Annotated in this window: 14 protein-coding genes; 12 read left to right on the top strand and 2 right to left on the bottom strand. The window is 63.0% G+C overall.

Features of this window, described 5'->3' with window-relative positions:
* The first annotated feature begins 1 nt into the window (after position 1).
* Positions 2-496 (top strand): OmpA family protein, encoded by a 495-nt coding sequence (locus KVQ74_RS11095; protein WP_217831107.1) that lies wholly within the window; start codon positions 2-4, stop codon positions 494-496.
* On the opposite strand, the gene KVQ74_RS11090 is transcribed toward KVQ74_RS11095, so the two are convergent.
* Entirely contained in the window at positions 493-1,440 is a 948-nt protein-coding gene (locus KVQ74_RS11090; RefSeq protein WP_217831106.1) for a LysR family transcriptional regulator, read from the bottom strand. The two genes, KVQ74_RS11095 and KVQ74_RS11090, sit on opposite strands and share 4 nt — an antisense overlap.
* A gap of 149 nt (positions 1,441-1,589) precedes the next feature.
* Here KVQ74_RS11090 and KVQ74_RS11085 point away from each other — a divergent pair, with 149 nt between their 5' ends.
* The gene (locus KVQ74_RS11085; protein WP_217831105.1) at positions 1,590-3,116 is read left to right on the top strand and encodes a CoA-acylating methylmalonate-semialdehyde dehydrogenase; all 1,527 of its coding nucleotides are present in this window, start codon (positions 1,590-1,592) and stop codon (positions 3,114-3,116) included.
* 10 nt (positions 3,117-3,126) lie between these two features.
* A complete protein-coding gene (mmsB, locus tag KVQ74_RS11080) occupies positions 3,127-4,014 on the top strand; it encodes a 3-hydroxyisobutyrate dehydrogenase (RefSeq protein ID WP_217831104.1) in 888 nt (295 codons plus the stop codon).
* 90 nt (positions 4,015-4,104) lie between these two features.
* Here mmsB and KVQ74_RS11075 read toward each other — a convergent pair whose 3' ends face one another.
* The gene (locus KVQ74_RS11075) at positions 4,105-4,449 is read right to left on the bottom strand and encodes a cupin domain-containing protein (protein ID WP_003197542.1); all 345 of its coding nucleotides are present in this window, start codon (positions 4,447-4,449) and stop codon (positions 4,105-4,107) included.
* Between the two features lie 522 nt (positions 4,450-4,971).
* Between KVQ74_RS11075 and KVQ74_RS11070 the strand changes: the two genes are divergently transcribed.
* From KVQ74_RS11070 to KVQ74_RS11030, 9 genes are read left to right on the top strand one after another with little or no spacing between them, the layout of a single operon-like run.
* Complete coding sequence (locus KVQ74_RS11070; RefSeq protein WP_217831103.1) at positions 4,972-5,541, top strand: acyl carrier protein; 570 nt, start codon at positions 4,972-4,974, stop codon at positions 5,539-5,541.
* Between the two features lie 11 nt (positions 5,542-5,552).
* The gene (locus KVQ74_RS11065; RefSeq protein ID WP_217831102.1) at positions 5,553-6,827 is read left to right on the top strand and encodes a beta-ketoacyl-[acyl-carrier-protein] synthase family protein; all 1,275 of its coding nucleotides are present in this window, start codon (positions 5,553-5,555) and stop codon (positions 6,825-6,827) included.
* Between the two features lies 1 nt (position 6,828).
* Positions 6,829-7,887: a beta-ketoacyl-[acyl-carrier-protein] synthase family protein gene (locus tag KVQ74_RS11060; RefSeq protein ID WP_217831101.1), complete on the top strand. Its 1,059-nt coding sequence runs from the start codon at positions 6,829-6,831 to the stop codon at positions 7,885-7,887.
* Positions 7,884-9,179 carry a beta-ketoacyl-[acyl-carrier-protein] synthase family protein gene (locus KVQ74_RS11055; RefSeq protein WP_217831100.1) on the top strand — a complete coding sequence of 432 codons (1,296 nt, stop codon included), beginning with the start codon at positions 7,884-7,886 and terminating at the stop codon, positions 9,177-9,179. The genes KVQ74_RS11060 and KVQ74_RS11055 overlap by 4 nt, the downstream gene beginning before the upstream one ends.
* Positions 9,176-10,381, top strand: a complete 1,206-nt coding sequence (locus tag KVQ74_RS11050) for a beta-ketoacyl synthase N-terminal-like domain-containing protein (protein WP_217831099.1) — start codon at positions 9,176-9,178, stop codon at positions 10,379-10,381. Before KVQ74_RS11055 ends, KVQ74_RS11050 begins: the two co-directional genes overlap by 4 nt.
* A 54-nt stretch (positions 10,382-10,435) precedes the next feature.
* Positions 10,436-13,306, top strand: a complete 2,871-nt coding sequence (locus tag KVQ74_RS11045) for an aminotransferase class III-fold pyridoxal phosphate-dependent enzyme (RefSeq protein WP_217831098.1) — start codon at positions 10,436-10,438, stop codon at positions 13,304-13,306.
* Positions 13,307-13,315: 9 nt separating this feature from the next.
* Positions 13,316-14,053: an SDR family NAD(P)-dependent oxidoreductase gene (locus KVQ74_RS11040; protein ID WP_217831097.1), complete on the top strand. Its 738-nt coding sequence runs from the start codon at positions 13,316-13,318 to the stop codon at positions 14,051-14,053.
* Positions 14,050-14,814, top strand: a complete 765-nt coding sequence (locus KVQ74_RS11035) for an SDR family NAD(P)-dependent oxidoreductase (protein ID WP_217831096.1) — start codon at positions 14,050-14,052, stop codon at positions 14,812-14,814. Before KVQ74_RS11040 ends, KVQ74_RS11035 begins: the two co-directional genes overlap by 4 nt.
* A 2-nt stretch (positions 14,815-14,816) precedes the next feature.
* Entirely contained in the window at positions 14,817-16,115 is a 1,299-nt protein-coding gene (locus tag KVQ74_RS11030; protein ID WP_217831095.1) for a DUF1302 family protein, read from the top strand.
* Positions 16,116-16,174 lie beyond the last annotated feature (59 nt).

Genomic DNA, 16,174 nt, shown 5'->3' with positions numbered 1-16,174 from the left:
CGTGTTCTCACTAGCAACTCGCCTGTTTACCACCGTTCTGCTGATGACCCTGCTGGCCCTGACCGGATGCCAGACCGCCCCGCAAAAAGGCCTGACCCCGGCGCAGATTGCCGTGCTGAAGCAGCAAGGTTTCGAGCTGACCGATGAAGGCTGGGAATTTGGCCTGTCGGGCAAAGTACTGTTTGGCAGCGATATCGAAAGCCTGAACCGGCAAAGCACGGAAATCGTCGAGCAGATCGGCAAGGCCTTGCTGGGTGTCGGCATCGAGCGCGTAAGGGTCGACGGTCATACCGACGCCTCGGGCAAGGAAAGCTACAACCAACAGCTGTCCCTGCGCCGGGCGAAAAGCGTCAGCAAGGTGCTGACCGCGGTGGGCATGAAGCAAGAGAACATTCAGTTGCAAGGCCTGGGCAGCAGCGAACCGGTGGCCCCCAATGACACGGCGGCCGGCCGCACCGAAAATCGCCGGGTGTCGATTGTGGTCAGCGCCGACTAATCGGCAAACCGCATCTCGCGGGTCTGCCCCATCAGCAGACCCTGATTGCGCTCGGTCACCTCCCTGATGTAATCCCACAACAGGGTGATCCGCTTCAACTTGCGCAGGTCCTCCCGGCAGTACATCCAGAATTGCCGGGTAATGTCGATTTCCTCAGGCAGCACCGGCAACAGGCGTGGGTCCTGCGCCGCCAGGAAGCACGGCAATATCGCCAGCGAACGCCCTTGCTGCGCCGCCACGAACTGCGCGATCACGCTGGTGCTGCGCAGGTTCGCGCTGGCGCCGGGCAACACGTTTGCCAGATACAGCAGCTCCGAGCTGAACGCCAGGTCATCCACGTAACTGATGAATTGATGCTTGCCCAGGTCGGCGGGGCGGCGGATGGGTGGGTGTTGGTCCAGATACTCTTGGGTTGCGTACAGCTGCAAGCGGTAGTCGCAGAGTTTGCAGCACACGTACGGGCCGTGTTCCGGGCGCTCCAGGGCGATGACGATGTCGGCCTCGCGTTTGGACAGGCTGATGAAGTGCGGCAGCGGCAGGATATCCACCGAGATCGCCGGGTAGGCGTCGACGAAGTGGCTCAGTTGCGGGGTGATGAAGAAGCTGCCGAAGCCTTCGGTGCAGCCCATTCGAACATGCCCGGACAGGGCGACCCCGGAGCCGGAGACTTGCTCGCAGGCCATGTGCAATGTGCTTTCGATCGACTCGGCGTAGCTCAGCAGGCGCAGGCCCTCGGCGGTCAGCACGAAGCCGCTGGTGCGGGACTTTTCGAACAGCAAGGTGCCCAGCGCCGCTTCCAGCGAACTGATCCGGCGCGACACGGTGGTGTAGTCCACTGCCAGGCGTTTGGCCGCCGTGCTGGCCTTGCGGGTGCGGGCGACTTCGAGGAAGAACTTCAGGTCGTCCCAGTTCAGCGACCCCAGTGAGGTGATGTTTTTTTGCATGATGGACGGGCTTATATGTGCGTTCTTATTAGAAGTTTGCACATCTATACTCCAAAAACAGTCCGACAACCAATTCGCGACACACGCCTCATCTCAAGGCGAACCTTTCGCCTTGGCTCCCAAGATAAAAACAAGTTTTGGAGACCAGCATGAACGCATCGCTTACGCCCAACGAAACCACGGTCCAGAAGGTCAAGCTGCTGATCGACGGCGAGTGGGTCGAATCGCAGACCACCGAGTGGCACGACATCGTCAACCCGGCGACCCAGCAGGTGCTGGCCAGGGTTCCGTTCGCTACCGCTGCTGAAGTCGATGCCGCCGTCAGCGCCGCCCAACGCGCGTTCCAGACCTGGAAACTGACCCCGATCGGCGCACGCATGCGCATCATGCTCAAGCTGCAAGCACTGATCCGCGAACATTCCAAGCGCATCGCCGTGGTGCTGAGCGCCGAGCAGGGCAAGACCATTGCCGACGCCGAAGGCGATATTTTCCGTGGCCTGGAAGTGGTCGAACACGCATGTTCCATCGGCACCCTGCAAATGGGCGAGTTCGCCGAGAACGTCGCCGGCGGTGTCGATACCTACACCCTGCGCCAGCCGATCGGCGTCTGCGCCGGTATCACCCCGTTCAACTTCCCGGCGATGATTCCGCTGTGGATGTTCCCGATGGCGATCGCCTGCGGCAACACCTTCGTGCTCAAGCCGTCGGAACAGGATCCGCTGTCGACCATGCTGCTGGTCGAACTGGCGATCGAGGCGGGCATCCCGGCTGGCGTGCTCAACGTGGTACACGGTGGCAAGGACGTGGTCGATGGCCTGTGTACGCACCAGGACATCAAGGCGATTTCGTTCGTCGGTTCGACGGCGGTCGGCACCCATGTGTATGACCTGGCCGGCAAGCACGGCAAACGCGTGCAATCGATGATGGGGGCGAAGAACCACGCCGTGGTGTTGCCTGACGCCAATCGCGAGCAAGCGCTGAATGCGCTGGTCGGCGCCGGTTTCGGTGCGGCCGGGCAGCGTTGCATGGCGACCTCGGTGGTGGTGCTGGTGGGCGCGGCCAAACAGTGGCTGCCGGATCTGAAAGCGCTGGCGCAGAAGCTCAAGGTCAACGCCGGTAGCGAGCCGGGCACCGATGTCGGTCCGGTGATTTCGAAAAAGGCCAAGGCACGGATTCTCGACCTGATCGAAAGCGGCATCAAGGAAGGCGCCAAACTGGAACTGGACGGTCGCGACATCAGCGTGCCGGGCTACGAAAAAGGCAACTTCGTCGGCCCGACTCTGTTCTCCGGGGTGACCACCGACATGCAGATCTACACCCAGGAAATCTTCGGCCCGGTGCTGGTGGTGCTGGAAGTCGACACCCTCGATCAGGCCATTGCGCTGGTCAACGCCAACCCGTTCGGCAACGGCACGGGGCTGTTCACCCAGAGCGGTGCGGCGGCACGCAAATTCCAGGCTGAAATCGACGTCGGCCAGGTCGGCATCAACATCCCGATTCCGGTGCCGGTGCCGTTCTTCAGCTTCACCGGTTCCCGAGGTTCGAAGCTCGGCGACCTCGGCCCGTACGGCAAGCAGGTGGTGCAGTTCTACACCCAGACCAAAACCGTGACGGCGCGCTGGTTCGATGACGACAGCGTGAACGACGGCCCGAACACCACCATCAACCTGCGCTGAGGAACCGGACATGAAAATCGCATTTATCGGACTCGGCAACATGGGCGCGCCGATGGCGCGCAACCTGATCAAGGCCGGTCATTCGTTGAATCTGGTAGACCTGAACACAACCGTTCTGGCGGAACTGGAGCAACTGGGCGGCACCATCCGCGCATCGGCCCGCGAGGCGTCCGAGGATGCGGAACTGGTCATCACCATGCTCCCGGCCGCTGTGCATGTGCGCAGTGTCTGGCTCGGTGAAGACGGCGTGCTGGCCGGTATTCGCAAGGGTGTACCGGCGGTGGATTGCAGCACCATCGATCCGCAGACCGCCCGCGACGTCGCGGCGGCCGCCGCCAAGCAGGGCGTGGCGATGGCCGATGCGCCGGTGTCCGGCGGCACCGGCGGCGCCACGGCCGGGACGCTGACGTTCATGGTCGGCGCCACGCCCGAGCTGTTCGCGACCCTGCAACCGGTGCTGGCGCAGATGGGCCGCAACATCGTCCATTGCGGCGAAGTCGGCACCGGGCAGATCGCCAAGATCTGCAACAACCTGCTGCTGGCGATCTCGATGGTCGGGGTCAGTGAAGCCATGGCACTCGGCGATGCGCTGGGGATCGATACCGGGGTGCTGGCCGGCATCATCAACAGTTCGACCGGGCGTTGCTGGAGTTCGGAAATGTACAACCCGTGGCCGGGCATCGTCGAAACGGCGCCAGCCTCGCGAGGCTACACCGGTGGCTTTGGTGCCGAGCTGATGCTCAAGGATCTGGGGCTGGCAACCGAAGCGGCGCGTCAGGCGCACCAACCGGTGGTGCTCGGTGCGGTGGCGCAGCAGTTGTATCAGGCGATGAGCCAGCGCGGTGACGGGGGCAAGGACTTCTCGGCGATCATCAACAGCTATCGCAAGCCGCAGTAATCGCGCAAGCCTGTGGTTCGCCACAGGCTGAACATCGAATGCAGCAGTGTTGCCGGGAATCACGTCGGGTGATCTCCCGGCTTTTTTGCATCAGGCGAAGACGAAATACTTGCGCACGGTCTCGACCACTTCCCACGTGCCTTTCATCCCTGGCTCGACCACGAAGATGTCGCCGGCCCGCAGATGGATCGGTGCCATGCCGTCCGGGGTGATGATGCAATAGCCTTCCTGGAAGTGGCAGTACTCCCATTTCACGTAGTCCACGCGCCACTTGCCCGGTGTGCAGATCCAGGTGCCCATGATCTTGCTGCCGTCTTCGCTGGTGTAGGCGTTGAGGTTGACGGTGTGCGGGTCGCCTTCGAGTTTTTCCCATTTGCAGGCGTCGAGTACCGGCAGCGGGTGGGTGTCACGCAGAACGGTGATGGGGGCGGTCATGTGCAGGCTCCTGACAGGGTCAAAAAACAGAAGATGCACCGTATAGCCCCGTACCGGCGGTCAGTTGTCTGTGCTCGACATGCAGTTATCCATAAACGCTGCGGCGGCCTGAAGCGAACGAATGACTGAACCTTCCTGCAAAATCAATTAACGGGAGTATTGATCTGCAACAAAGGTTATGAAGTTATAACTATTTTACTTGTCCGGTATTCGCTCTTTTTACGTCTGTGGTGCCAGCACTAAGTTGCTCTCGGCGATTAATCAAGCCAATTACGCGCGCGCCCACCGTACCCCGCCTTTGTTAAGTAAATATGTCGTCTGATTAGAATGTTTGCACCATTCGGGGTCAGCATTTACGGGCGTCTGCACGGCCGTCTCAGGTTTTTAAAAAACCTTGAATAGTTCGTTGACTCTCCCCTTAAGGTCAGAGTTTAGATTTCCGCCGCGTGAGAAGTAACCGTAGGAAAAGTTACTTATCAAATGCCGATTTTTGAATCAGTCACGACATATAGGGAGATAGAAATGAATAATCCATTGGACTTGGAACATGTCATCGCCAGCACCCGCGAAATCCTGGCGCAACTGTTGGTGGTGAGTGCTGATGAAATCGATGAGCACAGCAGTATCGTCGAGGATCTGGGCGCCGACTCGCTGGACATCGTCGACCTGAGCTTCCAGTTGGGTCGCCAGTATGGCTGCACGTTGCCCAAGACCAGCGTGCTGGATCACGCCGTCGCGGTCTGCGGCGACGCGGGCGAGTTTCTCGCCAACGGCCGCATCACTGACAGCGGCAAGGCCCTGCTCGAGCAAAGCCTGAGCGCCTATACCCCGGAGCAACTGCAGGCCGGCATGCAACCGGCGCAAGTGTTCGCCGCCACCACCGTGCGCAACTGGGCCAACCAGTGCCGCAATCTCTTCAACTACCTGCCGGCAAACTGCCCGGATTGCGGTGCGCACCAGGCGGTGCTCAATGACCGCCAGCAAGTGGTGTGCGGTGCTTGCAGCGCACGTCTGGTGCCGGCCGATGGCGATGAGGTTTCCCGTCAACTGGTCGAGCAGTTTGTCGCCACTCACGTCCAAGAGACGGTGTAGGAGTACTTCTCATGCGGGCACGAGAAGTCTATGTGAGCGGGTTTGGCCTGGTCGCCCCCATGGCGCTGGACGCCGCCACGTTGTTCGAACGCATTTGCCGCAAGCAGTCCTGTGTACGCGAACATCCACGGTTCAAGGCGCTGGGCTTCACCAACAGCGCGGCCGGGTTCATTGACGATGCGCAGTGGCAGCAGATCGGTGCGGGGTTCGGCGGCAATCCGGCGCTGCACCCACGGCAAAGTGTGTTGGCTGAATACGTCGCCCGGCAGGCTCTGGAGCATGCCGGTCTGACGCCGAGCGATTTTGCCCACAGCCGCAGCGGTCTGTTTCTGGGGGCGAACAAATACTGTGCCGACAGTCACGATCTGCATCGGGTCAGCCGCTGCATGGACGACACCGGGCGCGTGAACCTGGATCGTCTGCTGGACACCCCGGCGGCGTCGAGTGCGACGTTTGTGCGCCGGGTCGACCAGCAGACCCAGTACCTGGCTGATCGCCTCGGCATCCGCGATCACATTTCGACCCACTCCGATGCCTGCGCCGCCGGCACCATGGCGATCGGCAGTGCGTTCCGGGCGATCGAGCGGGGCGAGATCGATCTGGCGCTCTGCGGCGCTGTCGAGCTGATGGCCAACGAGTTGCCCTACTACATGTTCAACAGCCTCGGGGCGCTGTGCCAGGCCGATCTGCCGGTGAGTGAACAGAGTCGTCCCTTCATGCCCGATCGCAGCGGTTTTGTGATCAGCGAGGGTTCGGCAATGGTCGTTCTCGAGTCCGCCGAACATGCCCGCCGTCGCAAGGCCGCGCCACTGGGGCGCGTGTTGGGTTACGCCAATGTCTGCGAAGCCCAGAAGATGACCTCCAGCAGCCGGGATGGCAGCAAATACGAGGAATGCATGGAAGCTGCAATTGAAGATGCCGGGCTGTTGCGCAGCGCCGTGCAGCATGTGAACACCCACGGGACCTCCACTCAGGCCAACGACAGTTGCGAGGCGCTGGCGCTGCAACGGTTGTTTGGCGAGTGCCAGGACGTCATGACGTTCACCGCCAACAAGTCGGCCATCGGTCATTCCCTGGCGGGCAGCGGGGCGATCGAGGCGGTGCTGTCGCTGATGAGCCTGCGCGACGGCGTACTGTTGCCGACCCTGAATTACGACCACGAACGTACCGAATACCCGTCGCTGAAGTTTCTCAGCGAACCGATGCGCCAGTCGATCAATGTGGTGATGTCCAACTCGTTCGGTTTCGGCGGCGTCAACAGCTCGCTGATTCTGGGGAGGGCCTGAGATGAACAGAGCCATCTACATCAATGACGCGGCGATCCTGAACGCTGCCGGGAGTGAATGCGCGGACCTGCTCGGTGCGCCCTTGAACGCCCAGCCGCTGGCATTCGACGCTCGCCGCCAGGCTTTCGCGCTGCCGACCCCACGCCTGCCCGGCGACCTGTTCGACCGCAAGATCCAGCGCAGTGTCGAGCCGCAGGGCCTGCGTCTGCTGCATTGCGCAGCACGCCTGGCGCCGGCTCTGGCGGCGTTGGATCTGCCGCCTGCGCGGATTGCGCTGACGGCGGCGATTCCCGAGGTCGACGCGCCAAGCCCTTGCTGGGACGCGGTGCAAGCGATCATCGAGCAGCCGCACAAACAACTCGCCCAACTGCTGGCCAATACGCCGCCGTTGCATGCGCTGACCCTGCTCAACAGCAGCGTGATGGCCTACGTGGCCGAAGCGCTGAACTGCCACGGGCCGATGGGCGGATTCTGCTCCCAGGACAACGCCGGGCTCGACGCCTTGATCGAAGCCTGCCAGCAGATCGGCGAGCAAAACGCCGAGGCTGCGCTGGTGGTCAGCAGCAGCCCGAACCTGACTCCGGCGCTGTATTTACGTGAGCCGGGTCTGGCGAGCGAGCCGGTGTTCGGTGAGGGCGCCGCCGCGTTGCTGCTGAGTTCGACACCTTCGCAGGACGCCACGCAGACCTTGCGCATCGCCGGGTTTGCTCGGGGTTACAGCGCCGATCCGCAACGGGCCGAAGCGGTCGGCCGACGGGTGATCGACCAGGCGCTGAGCCGGGAAAAACTGTGCCTGGGCGACGTCGGACGAATCGTCGGCAATCCCGATGATCCGCAATTGAACGAGCTGTTTGCTGCGTCGAGCCAAGCGCTCGGCAGCACCCGCGGCATGACCGGTGAACTGGGCGCCAGCGGCCTGTTGACCGAGGTCGCGCTGAGTTTGCATCACGCTCGTCAATCAGCGGCGACGCCCGGCTACACGCTGCTTGTCAGCCACACCCGCGCCGGTCACTGGGGTGCGTTGCTGTTGGCCAGTGAAACCATGGAGAAGCACGCATGAGCGAGACACGGATTGTGATCACCGGGTTGGGCGCCGTCACCGGATTCGGTTTCGAATGGCAGACCCTCTGGGAAAAAATGCTCGGCGCCGAACACTGTGTACGCCCATGGCAACCGGACGATGTGCCGGACGGGGCATTCGCGGTGCGCTACGCGGCGCCCGTGGACATGAGCCTGTTGCCGGAAAAACTGCAGGGCCATCCGGCGTGGACGACACCGCTGGAAAAACGCAGCCGCTTTGGCTGGGTGGCCGCCACCCAGGCCGTTGCCGACAGCGGCCTCGCTCTGGAGCAACTGCGTGGCGCGGCGGTGCTGTGTGCCTCCGGCGCGCCGCAACACATGCTCGCCGACATGCTGTTGACCGAGGCGCCGGATGGCAGCGCGCCGGGCTGGCAGCACCTGATGCCACGCTGCGCTGACGTCAGCGCCGAGGGCTCGCTGTGCCAGAGCAATGATCGTCTGGCCCGAGTGATCGCCGACGACCTGGGCTGCGAAGGGCCGGTGATCAACATCAGCAGTGCCTGTGCCGGTGCCTCCCAGGCCATCGGCAATGCGTTCCAGATGATCCGTCGCGGCGAAGTGAAGGTCGCGCTCGCCGGTGGCGCCGATTCGGTGCTCAACCTCGACACAATGGCCGCTCTGTACCTGCTCGGTGCGGCCTCCGGAGAACAGCGCTGGGGCGCCGATCTGTGTCGCCCGTTCGACCGCGATCGCAGCGGCCTGATTGCCGGCGAGGGCGGTGGTTTCGTGGTGCTGGAAAGTCTCGAACACGCCTTGGCCCGGGGCGCGACGCCCTATGCCGAAGTGCTGGGTTTCGGCAGCAGTCTGGATGCCTACAAAGTCACCGCGCCGCAACCGCAAGGGCGGGGCGCGGCACTGGCGATGCAGGCGGCGCTGGACGATGCCGGACTGCGTGCGCAACAGATCGATCTGATCAACGCCCATGGCACCTCGACGCCGCTCAACGATGTCGCCGAAACCCTGGCGATCAAGCAGGTGTTTGCCGAACACAAGCACTACCGGGCGCTGGCGGTCAGTGCCAACAAATCACAGTTCGGTCATCTGATCGCCGCAGCCGGGGCGCCGGAATGCATCGTCACCGCGCTGGCCTGCCTCAACGATCTGGTCACGCCAACGGTGAACCTGCACGACGCCGATGAGCAGTGCGACCTGGATTACTGCGCCGGTGAGGCGGTCAGCCGCCGGGTGGATTACGCCCTCAGCAACTCCTTCGGTTTCGGTGGCCTCAACACGTCGCTGGCCCTGGGCAAATATCGGGAGCACGGACAATGACGGCCATTGCGCGTATTGCCATCGCCGGCAGCGGTTGTGTGTTGCCCAGCGGTTGGGGCGTCGAGCGCTTCTGGTCGGCGGCCCGTGAAGGACGCAGCGCGATCATGCCGCTGCAATCGTCGCTGTTTCACAGCGAGCGTGTTGCCGCGTTCGGTCATGTTCACGACGAAGACCATCAACGCAGCCGCAAGGACGTTGCGCAAAACCTTCAGCGTTACTGCCCGCCGGCGGTGATCTGGGGCGTCAGCTCGGTGCGTCAGGCGCTGGCCGAGGCCGGGCTTGAGCCGGGCAATGACGGGCTGCGCTATGGCCTCTATTGCTGCCAGGGCGGCTACACCCACCCGTCGCTGACGTCCTACGGCGAACTGCTGCATGAATGCCAGACGCCGACCGGCGCCGACATGCGACGCCTCGCGCAAAAGGTCTTGCAGGAGCGCGCCCTCGATCCCTTCCTGGTGCTCAAGAGCCTGAGCAACGGCTTGCTCGGGATCGTCAGCCTCGCCTTGAAACTGGAGTGCGAGTGCAACGCCTACATGCAAGGCGTGGCCGGCAACTTGGCGGCGTTGCGCGAAGCCTGCGCGGCGCTGCAAAGCGGCCGTATCGATGCGGCGATCGTGGTCGGCGCCGGCAGTGAACTCGATCCGCTGGCGCTGGCCGCACTGGCCGAGGCCGGCGTGATCGGCACTGACGGTTCGCAGAGTCTGCGCGGATTCGATCTTCAGGGGCGCGGCGGAATTGCCGGCGAAGGGGCGGCGGCGCTGATTCTGCGGCGTGCCGACGACTTGCCGGAAGGGCCGCAGACCTGCCTCTCGGGCCTGTTCGCCCACTCGCGCGTGGACTCGCTGAACCTGCCGGACAAACAAGTGGATCTGCTGATCGGCAGCGCCAGCGGCGACCCGCACAAGGATGCCGATCTGGCCCGCACGCTGGCCCGCACCGGCGCCGCGCACATCACCAGCAGCACGCCGCTGACCGGCATTCTCAGCGGCGCGCCGAGCCTGGTCGATCTGATCATCGCTCGCCAGACCCTGCACGCGCAAAGCATTGCCCCGGTCATCGGACTGGAGCAGCCGGTGAATCCGCACCTGCCGTTTGTGATGGGCGAACCGCGTGACGCGGTGCTGCACGATTGCCTGGTGATCAACCGCGACGACAACGGCTTCAGCGCCTGTTACCAACTGGATTTTCACGCGGCCGACTGACCGTCTGACGCAACCAAGCGTTTCTGAATTTTTTACTCAAGGGATAGAACTGTCATGGATTACCGCGATTACGTACGGCCGAAATTCGTTGAACTGATGCAGGCTCTGGGCCTGGAGTGCCAGTTCCATCGGGCGCTGGGCAGCAAATTGTTTTACCGCGACAAGCAGGGCGCGGAAGTGACCGTCACCGACTTCCTCGGCGGTTATGGTGCTGCGCTGCACGGCCACAACGACCCGCAATTCGTCGATCAACTGTGCAACCTGTTGCGCGCCGACGTGCCGTTCAACGCACAGATGTCGGTACGCAGCGCGGCGGGTCAGCTGGGGCGTGAACTCAGCGAGGCGTTCAACCGTGAGTTGAACAACAACGAACACTACATTTCGACCTTCTCCAACAGCGGCGCCGAGTCAGTGGAAATCGCCGTCAAGCACGCCGAGTTCCGCCGTCAGAAGAACTTGCAGAAACAGTTCGACGAGCGTGATTTCGAACTGGCCAATCTGGTTGCCAGCGACAAGGCTTACTTCGAACTGGACGTCGACGATCTGGACCTGCCGGCCGGTGTACTTCCGCAAAATCTGTCCAGCGTCACCGTGCGTCAGGTGGCCGAAGCGGTGCGTCAGCACAACCTCGCGCAACTGCATGTCGAGCCGGTGTTCCTCGCGGTGCGTGGCAGCTTCCACGGCAAACTGGTGAACACCGTCCAACTGACTTACGGCAAGCAATACCGCAAGCCGTTCGCCCGCTTTGGCCTCAACGTCGAGTTCATCGACCCGCAGCAGCCGCAGCAACTGCAAGACCTGCCGGCCCGTCATACCCATCACTGGCTGGGCCTTGAGTGGAGCGGCGAAACCCTGCGCGTGCGCCGTGAGCCGTTCAGCGCGATCACCGCCGTGCTGCTCGAGCCGATCCAGGGTGAAGGCGGGATCAACGAGTTTGCCGGTGAGTTCTATCTGGGTCTGCGTCGTCTGTGCAACGAACAACGCTGCCCGCTGGTCATCGACGAAGTGCAATCGGGTTTCGGTCGCACCGGCACTTTGCTCGGCGCCAGCCATTTCAACTTGCAGGGCGATTACTACTGCCTGTCCAAGGCCCTGGGCGGCGGTCTGATGAAAATCGCCGCGACGGTGATCCGCGCCAGCCATTACGAAGTCGATTTCAGCTACATCCACAGCTCGACCTTCGCTGAAGACGATGCGTCCTGCCATATCGCCCTCTCGGCGCTGCGTCGGCTGTTCGAGAACGACAGCGCGATGCTCAAGGACGTGAACAAGAAAGGCGAGTACCTGAAGTCTTCGCTGCAGGAGCTCCAGGCGGCATACCCGGACGTGATCGCCGACGTACGCGGGCGCGGGCTGCTGCTGGGCTTCGAACTGCACGACCTGACCGGCACCAGCTCGCTGGTCCAGGCGTCGGCTCAATACAACGATGCGCTGGGCTACATCATCGCCGGCTACCTGCTGCAATTCGAGTCGCTGCGCGTGGCGCCGTCGGGCAGCAACGCCAACGTGATTCGCCTGGAGCCGCCGGTGTGCATCACCTTTGAGGAAATCGACGGTCTGATCGGCTCGTTGCAGAAGGTCTGCGACATGCTGCGTCGGCGCGACGCCTTCCCGCTGGCCGCCGGTGTGCTGGCCGACACCATCCCTGGCGTACCGGCCCGCGAAGTCAGCTTCAAGGGAGATGAAAGCCTCCCAAAGTCTGATGAGAACGTGCGCGTGGTGGCTCGCGTGGCGTTCATCAATCACCTGATCGATGCCGACATGCTCAGCGATGTCGATCCGTCGCTGTCGACCCTCAGCCCTGAACAGAAACGTGAGTTCATCAAGCGCATGGCGCCGGAACGCCGTGCCGCACCGATCGGCCCGGTGCTGATCCGCTCGAAGCTCGGCACCGCCGTGGAGTTCACCCTGTACCCGTTGTGCATGCATTCCGATGCCATGTCGGAGTACATCGCCAGTGGCGATCTGGAAACCATCCGCGACGAAGTCGGCAACCGCATCCGTGACGCCCGCGCCGATGGCTACAGCGTCGCCGGGCTGGGCATGTACACCTCGATCGTCACCAACAACTGCCAGGCGCTGAAGATCCCGGACATGGCGCTGACCTCGGGCAACGCGCTGACCATCGGCATGGGCCTGGAAGCCATCGAGCAGGGCTGCAAGCAACAAGGCCTGGAACTCGGCCGGCAAACGGCGGCAGTGGTCGGTGCGGCGGGCAACATTGCTTCGACTTATGCCTCGCTGCTCTCCACCAGCGTCGAGCATCTGATTCTGATCGGCAGTGGTCGTGACGGCTCCCTGCGCCGTCTGGAAAAAACCGCCCAGCAGATTTACGCCGAAGCCGCCCGCGCGATTCTCAAAGGCGTTGCCGAACAGGATCGCCTTGCCAGTCGCTTGCAGCAGATCGAAGGTTTCGATGCCCTGTTGCAGGCCCACGGCGCCAGTGCCGACCTCGGTCAGCGCGTGGCGAAACTGGTCGAAGAACGTCTGGGCGCCCACGCATTCATTACCGTCAGCAACGACCTGCAAGTGCTCAAGCAGGCGCGCATCGTTTTGTGTGCGGCGAACGCTCCGCAGCCATTCCTCGACGCACAGCATTTCGCGGAAAACAGCGTGATCTGCGACATCGCCGTACCGCTGAACGTGGACCAGAACCTCTCCAGCCAACGCGCCGACGTGCTCTACATGCACGGCGGAATCGTGCAGACGCCGCTGGGCGATGGCCTGGCGCCGAACGTGCGTGCCTACCTCAAGCAGGGTCAGTTGTATGCGTGCATGGCCGAGTCGGTGTTGATGGGCCTGTCCGGGATGAAGCAGCACTACTCCTATGGCGATATCAGCCGCGAGCAGGTGCAGCAGATTCGCGCACTGGCGGCGACCCACGGGTTCAGCCTCGCGCAGTTCAAAACCGACAACTCGCTCTAAGGAACGCTCATGCCGAATAAAGTAGCAGTGGTGACCGGCGGCAGCCGTGGCATCGGCCGGGCGATTGTCCTGGCCCTGGCGGGCGCGGGTTATCAGATCGCGTTCAGTTATGTGCGTGACGAAGTGGCGGCGATGGCGCTGCGCGACGAGGTACAGGGCCTGGGCATCGATTGCCTGGCGCTGCAATGCGACGTCAGCAGCAGTGACAGCATCAAGGGTTTTTTCGAGCGGGTCGACGGGCATTTCCAGCGCGTCGATCTGCTGGTCAACAACGCCGGCATCACCCGTGACGGGTTGCTGGCGACCATGCCGGCACGGGACATCGTCGAGGTGATCCAGACCAACCTGATCGGCACCTTGCTCTGCTGCCAGCAGGTGGTGCCGGGGATGCTCCGCCAGCGTGGCGGGTGCATCGTCAATATCAGCTCGGTAGCCGCGCAGAAGCCCGGCAAGGGTCAGAGCAACTACGCGGCGGCCAAGGGCGGGGTCGATGCATTGACCCGCGCACTGGCCGTGGAGCTGGCGCCGCGCAACATCCGCGTCAACGCGGTGGCGCCGGGCATCGTCAAGACCGAGATGAGCACCGCGCTGATCGGCAGTCAGGAGGAGGAAATCCAGTCGCGCCTGCTGATCAAGCGTTACGCCGAACCCGAGGAAATCGCCGAGGCGGTGCTGTACATCGCCGATCGCGGGCTGTACCTGACCGGGGAGGTCCTGCCGGTCAACGGCGGGCTGAAAATGCCATGAGCCGGACGATTCTGATCACCGGTGCCGCCAAGGGCATCGGTCGGGCCGTGGCCGAGGATTTTGCCAGCGACGCCGAAAACCGCTTGATCCTGCTGGACATGGATCTGCCGGAGCTGCAGCGCTGGGTGGATGAACGGCAGGAACAGATCAAGGCGCGGGTCGAAACCCACTGGGCGAACATCGCCGATCTGCCGGCCATGGAAACGTTCTTCAAGACCTTGGGCACGCAGCTCGATTACGTCGACGTGCTGGTCAACAGCGCCGGCATCTGCAACGAGAACGAGCCGGAGGATCTGAAGAACTGGCATCAGGTGATTTCGGTCAACCTCAACGGCACGTTCTACGTCACGTCGTTGTGTCTGGCGCTGATGCCGGATCGCGGGCGGATCATCAACATGTCGTCGATCCTCGGACGCGCCGGCAAGGTGCGCAACACCGCGTACTGCGCGTCCAAGCACGGCATCGTCGGCATGACCAAGGCGCTGGCGCTGGATCTCGCGCCACGGCAGATCACGGTCAACGCGATCCTGCCGGCGTGGATCGACACGCCGATGCTGCAGGGCGAGCTGGCGACGCAAGCGGCGATTGCCGGGCTGACCCAGGAACAGATCGTGCGCAACGCGAAGAAAAAACTGCCGATGCGCCGCTTTATCCAGAGCGAGGAGGTGGCGGCGATGGTGCGTTATCTCGCCAGCCCGGAGGCGGGCGGGGTGACGGCCCAGAGTCTGGTGATCGATGGCGGCGTCGGGTTGGGAATGTAACGATGCCTCGATCAGCGATAAACCGCATTGCGTGGACGGTGTGGGCGTGCGTGGCGGCGCCGGCCGCCATGGCCGAGCTCACCGCCGAGGATCTCAAGCCTGATTACGCCGATGCCGAGATCGGCATCGCCACGGCGTTGCGCCTGCATGGCGACGATCAGGTCACCCAGAAGGCCGTGTATTTCAAGGCCAATCTGGAGGACAGCTGGGACGGCGGTTACTACAAGGCCAAGGGCCGCGTGCGTTACGACGCGCGTTATGACGGCAACAATCCGTACAGCGAGCGGGCGCGGGACAAGTACCGCTTCGACGCCGACTGGCGGCATCTGTACGTCGGTCACTCATTGGGTGACGGCGAGGTGACGGTGGGTTGGCAGCAAGTGGTCTGGGGCCGCGCCGATGAGTTGCGAGTGCTCGATCAGGTCAACCCGCTGGACTATCGCGATGGCGTGACGCCGCTGTTGGAAGACAGCCGCATCGCGGTGCCGATGGTGCGGTTTGCGCAGCCGCTGGGCGAGTGGGAGCTGGAAGCGCTGTGGATCACCGACTTCGTGAAAAACCGTGCGCCGGTGGCGGGCAGCGAATTCGACGCACCGCTGTTCGCCACGCCCGATCCGCAGTATTTCGTGGTCGATTCCAAGCCCGGCTACGACGGTCATGACGGGTACGGCTATGGCTTGAGCGCCAATGGCCGGATCGGCGCAGTGGACACCAGTTTCGTCGCGCTGAGCGCCCGTCAGCAGGACCCGGTGTATGCCGTCGAAGGGCTGGCCGACGATGGTCGCACACGCCTGGAGCGCCAGTTTCCACGCTACACCATGGGCGGTGCGGGGCTGGCGATCGATGCTGGGCACAGCATCGTGGTGCGCAGCGAGGTCGCGTATTTCGACAACTGGCGGGTGACCAATCCGACCCGCGCCCACGGCGCCGACAGCACACCGATGGTCAAGTCGCTGCTGGGGCTCGACTACCTGTTTCGCGACTGGCTGATCTCCGCGCAGTGGCAGGAACAGGTGCTGCTCGACTGGCAGGACGGCATGGTCCAGGACAAGCGCGAGCCGCTGTTCACCCTGTCGGCCGAGGGCACCCATTGGCAGGACCGACTCAAGAGTCGACTGGTGGCGGCCGCGTCGCCACCGTTCAAGGACAACGCCTTGCTGCAAGGCATCTTCACCTACAAACCGGTGGACTACATCAAGCTCGGTCTGGAAGTGGACGTGTTCTTCGGCAAGCCCGACCGAACCTTTGGCGAATACCGCAAGCACGATCAGGTGCGGTTGTCCGCCGGATATCTGTTCTAACCCCATGCGCCTGCGTGCCGCTGCCGACGTGGGCATCCATTGCACCCATACAACGAAAA

Source organism: Pseudomonas botevensis (assembly GCF_019145475.1).
Taxonomy (GTDB): domain Bacteria; phylum Pseudomonadota; class Gammaproteobacteria; order Pseudomonadales; family Pseudomonadaceae; genus Aquipseudomonas; species Aquipseudomonas botevensis.
This window is presented reverse-complemented; position numbering and strand designations above follow the sequence as displayed.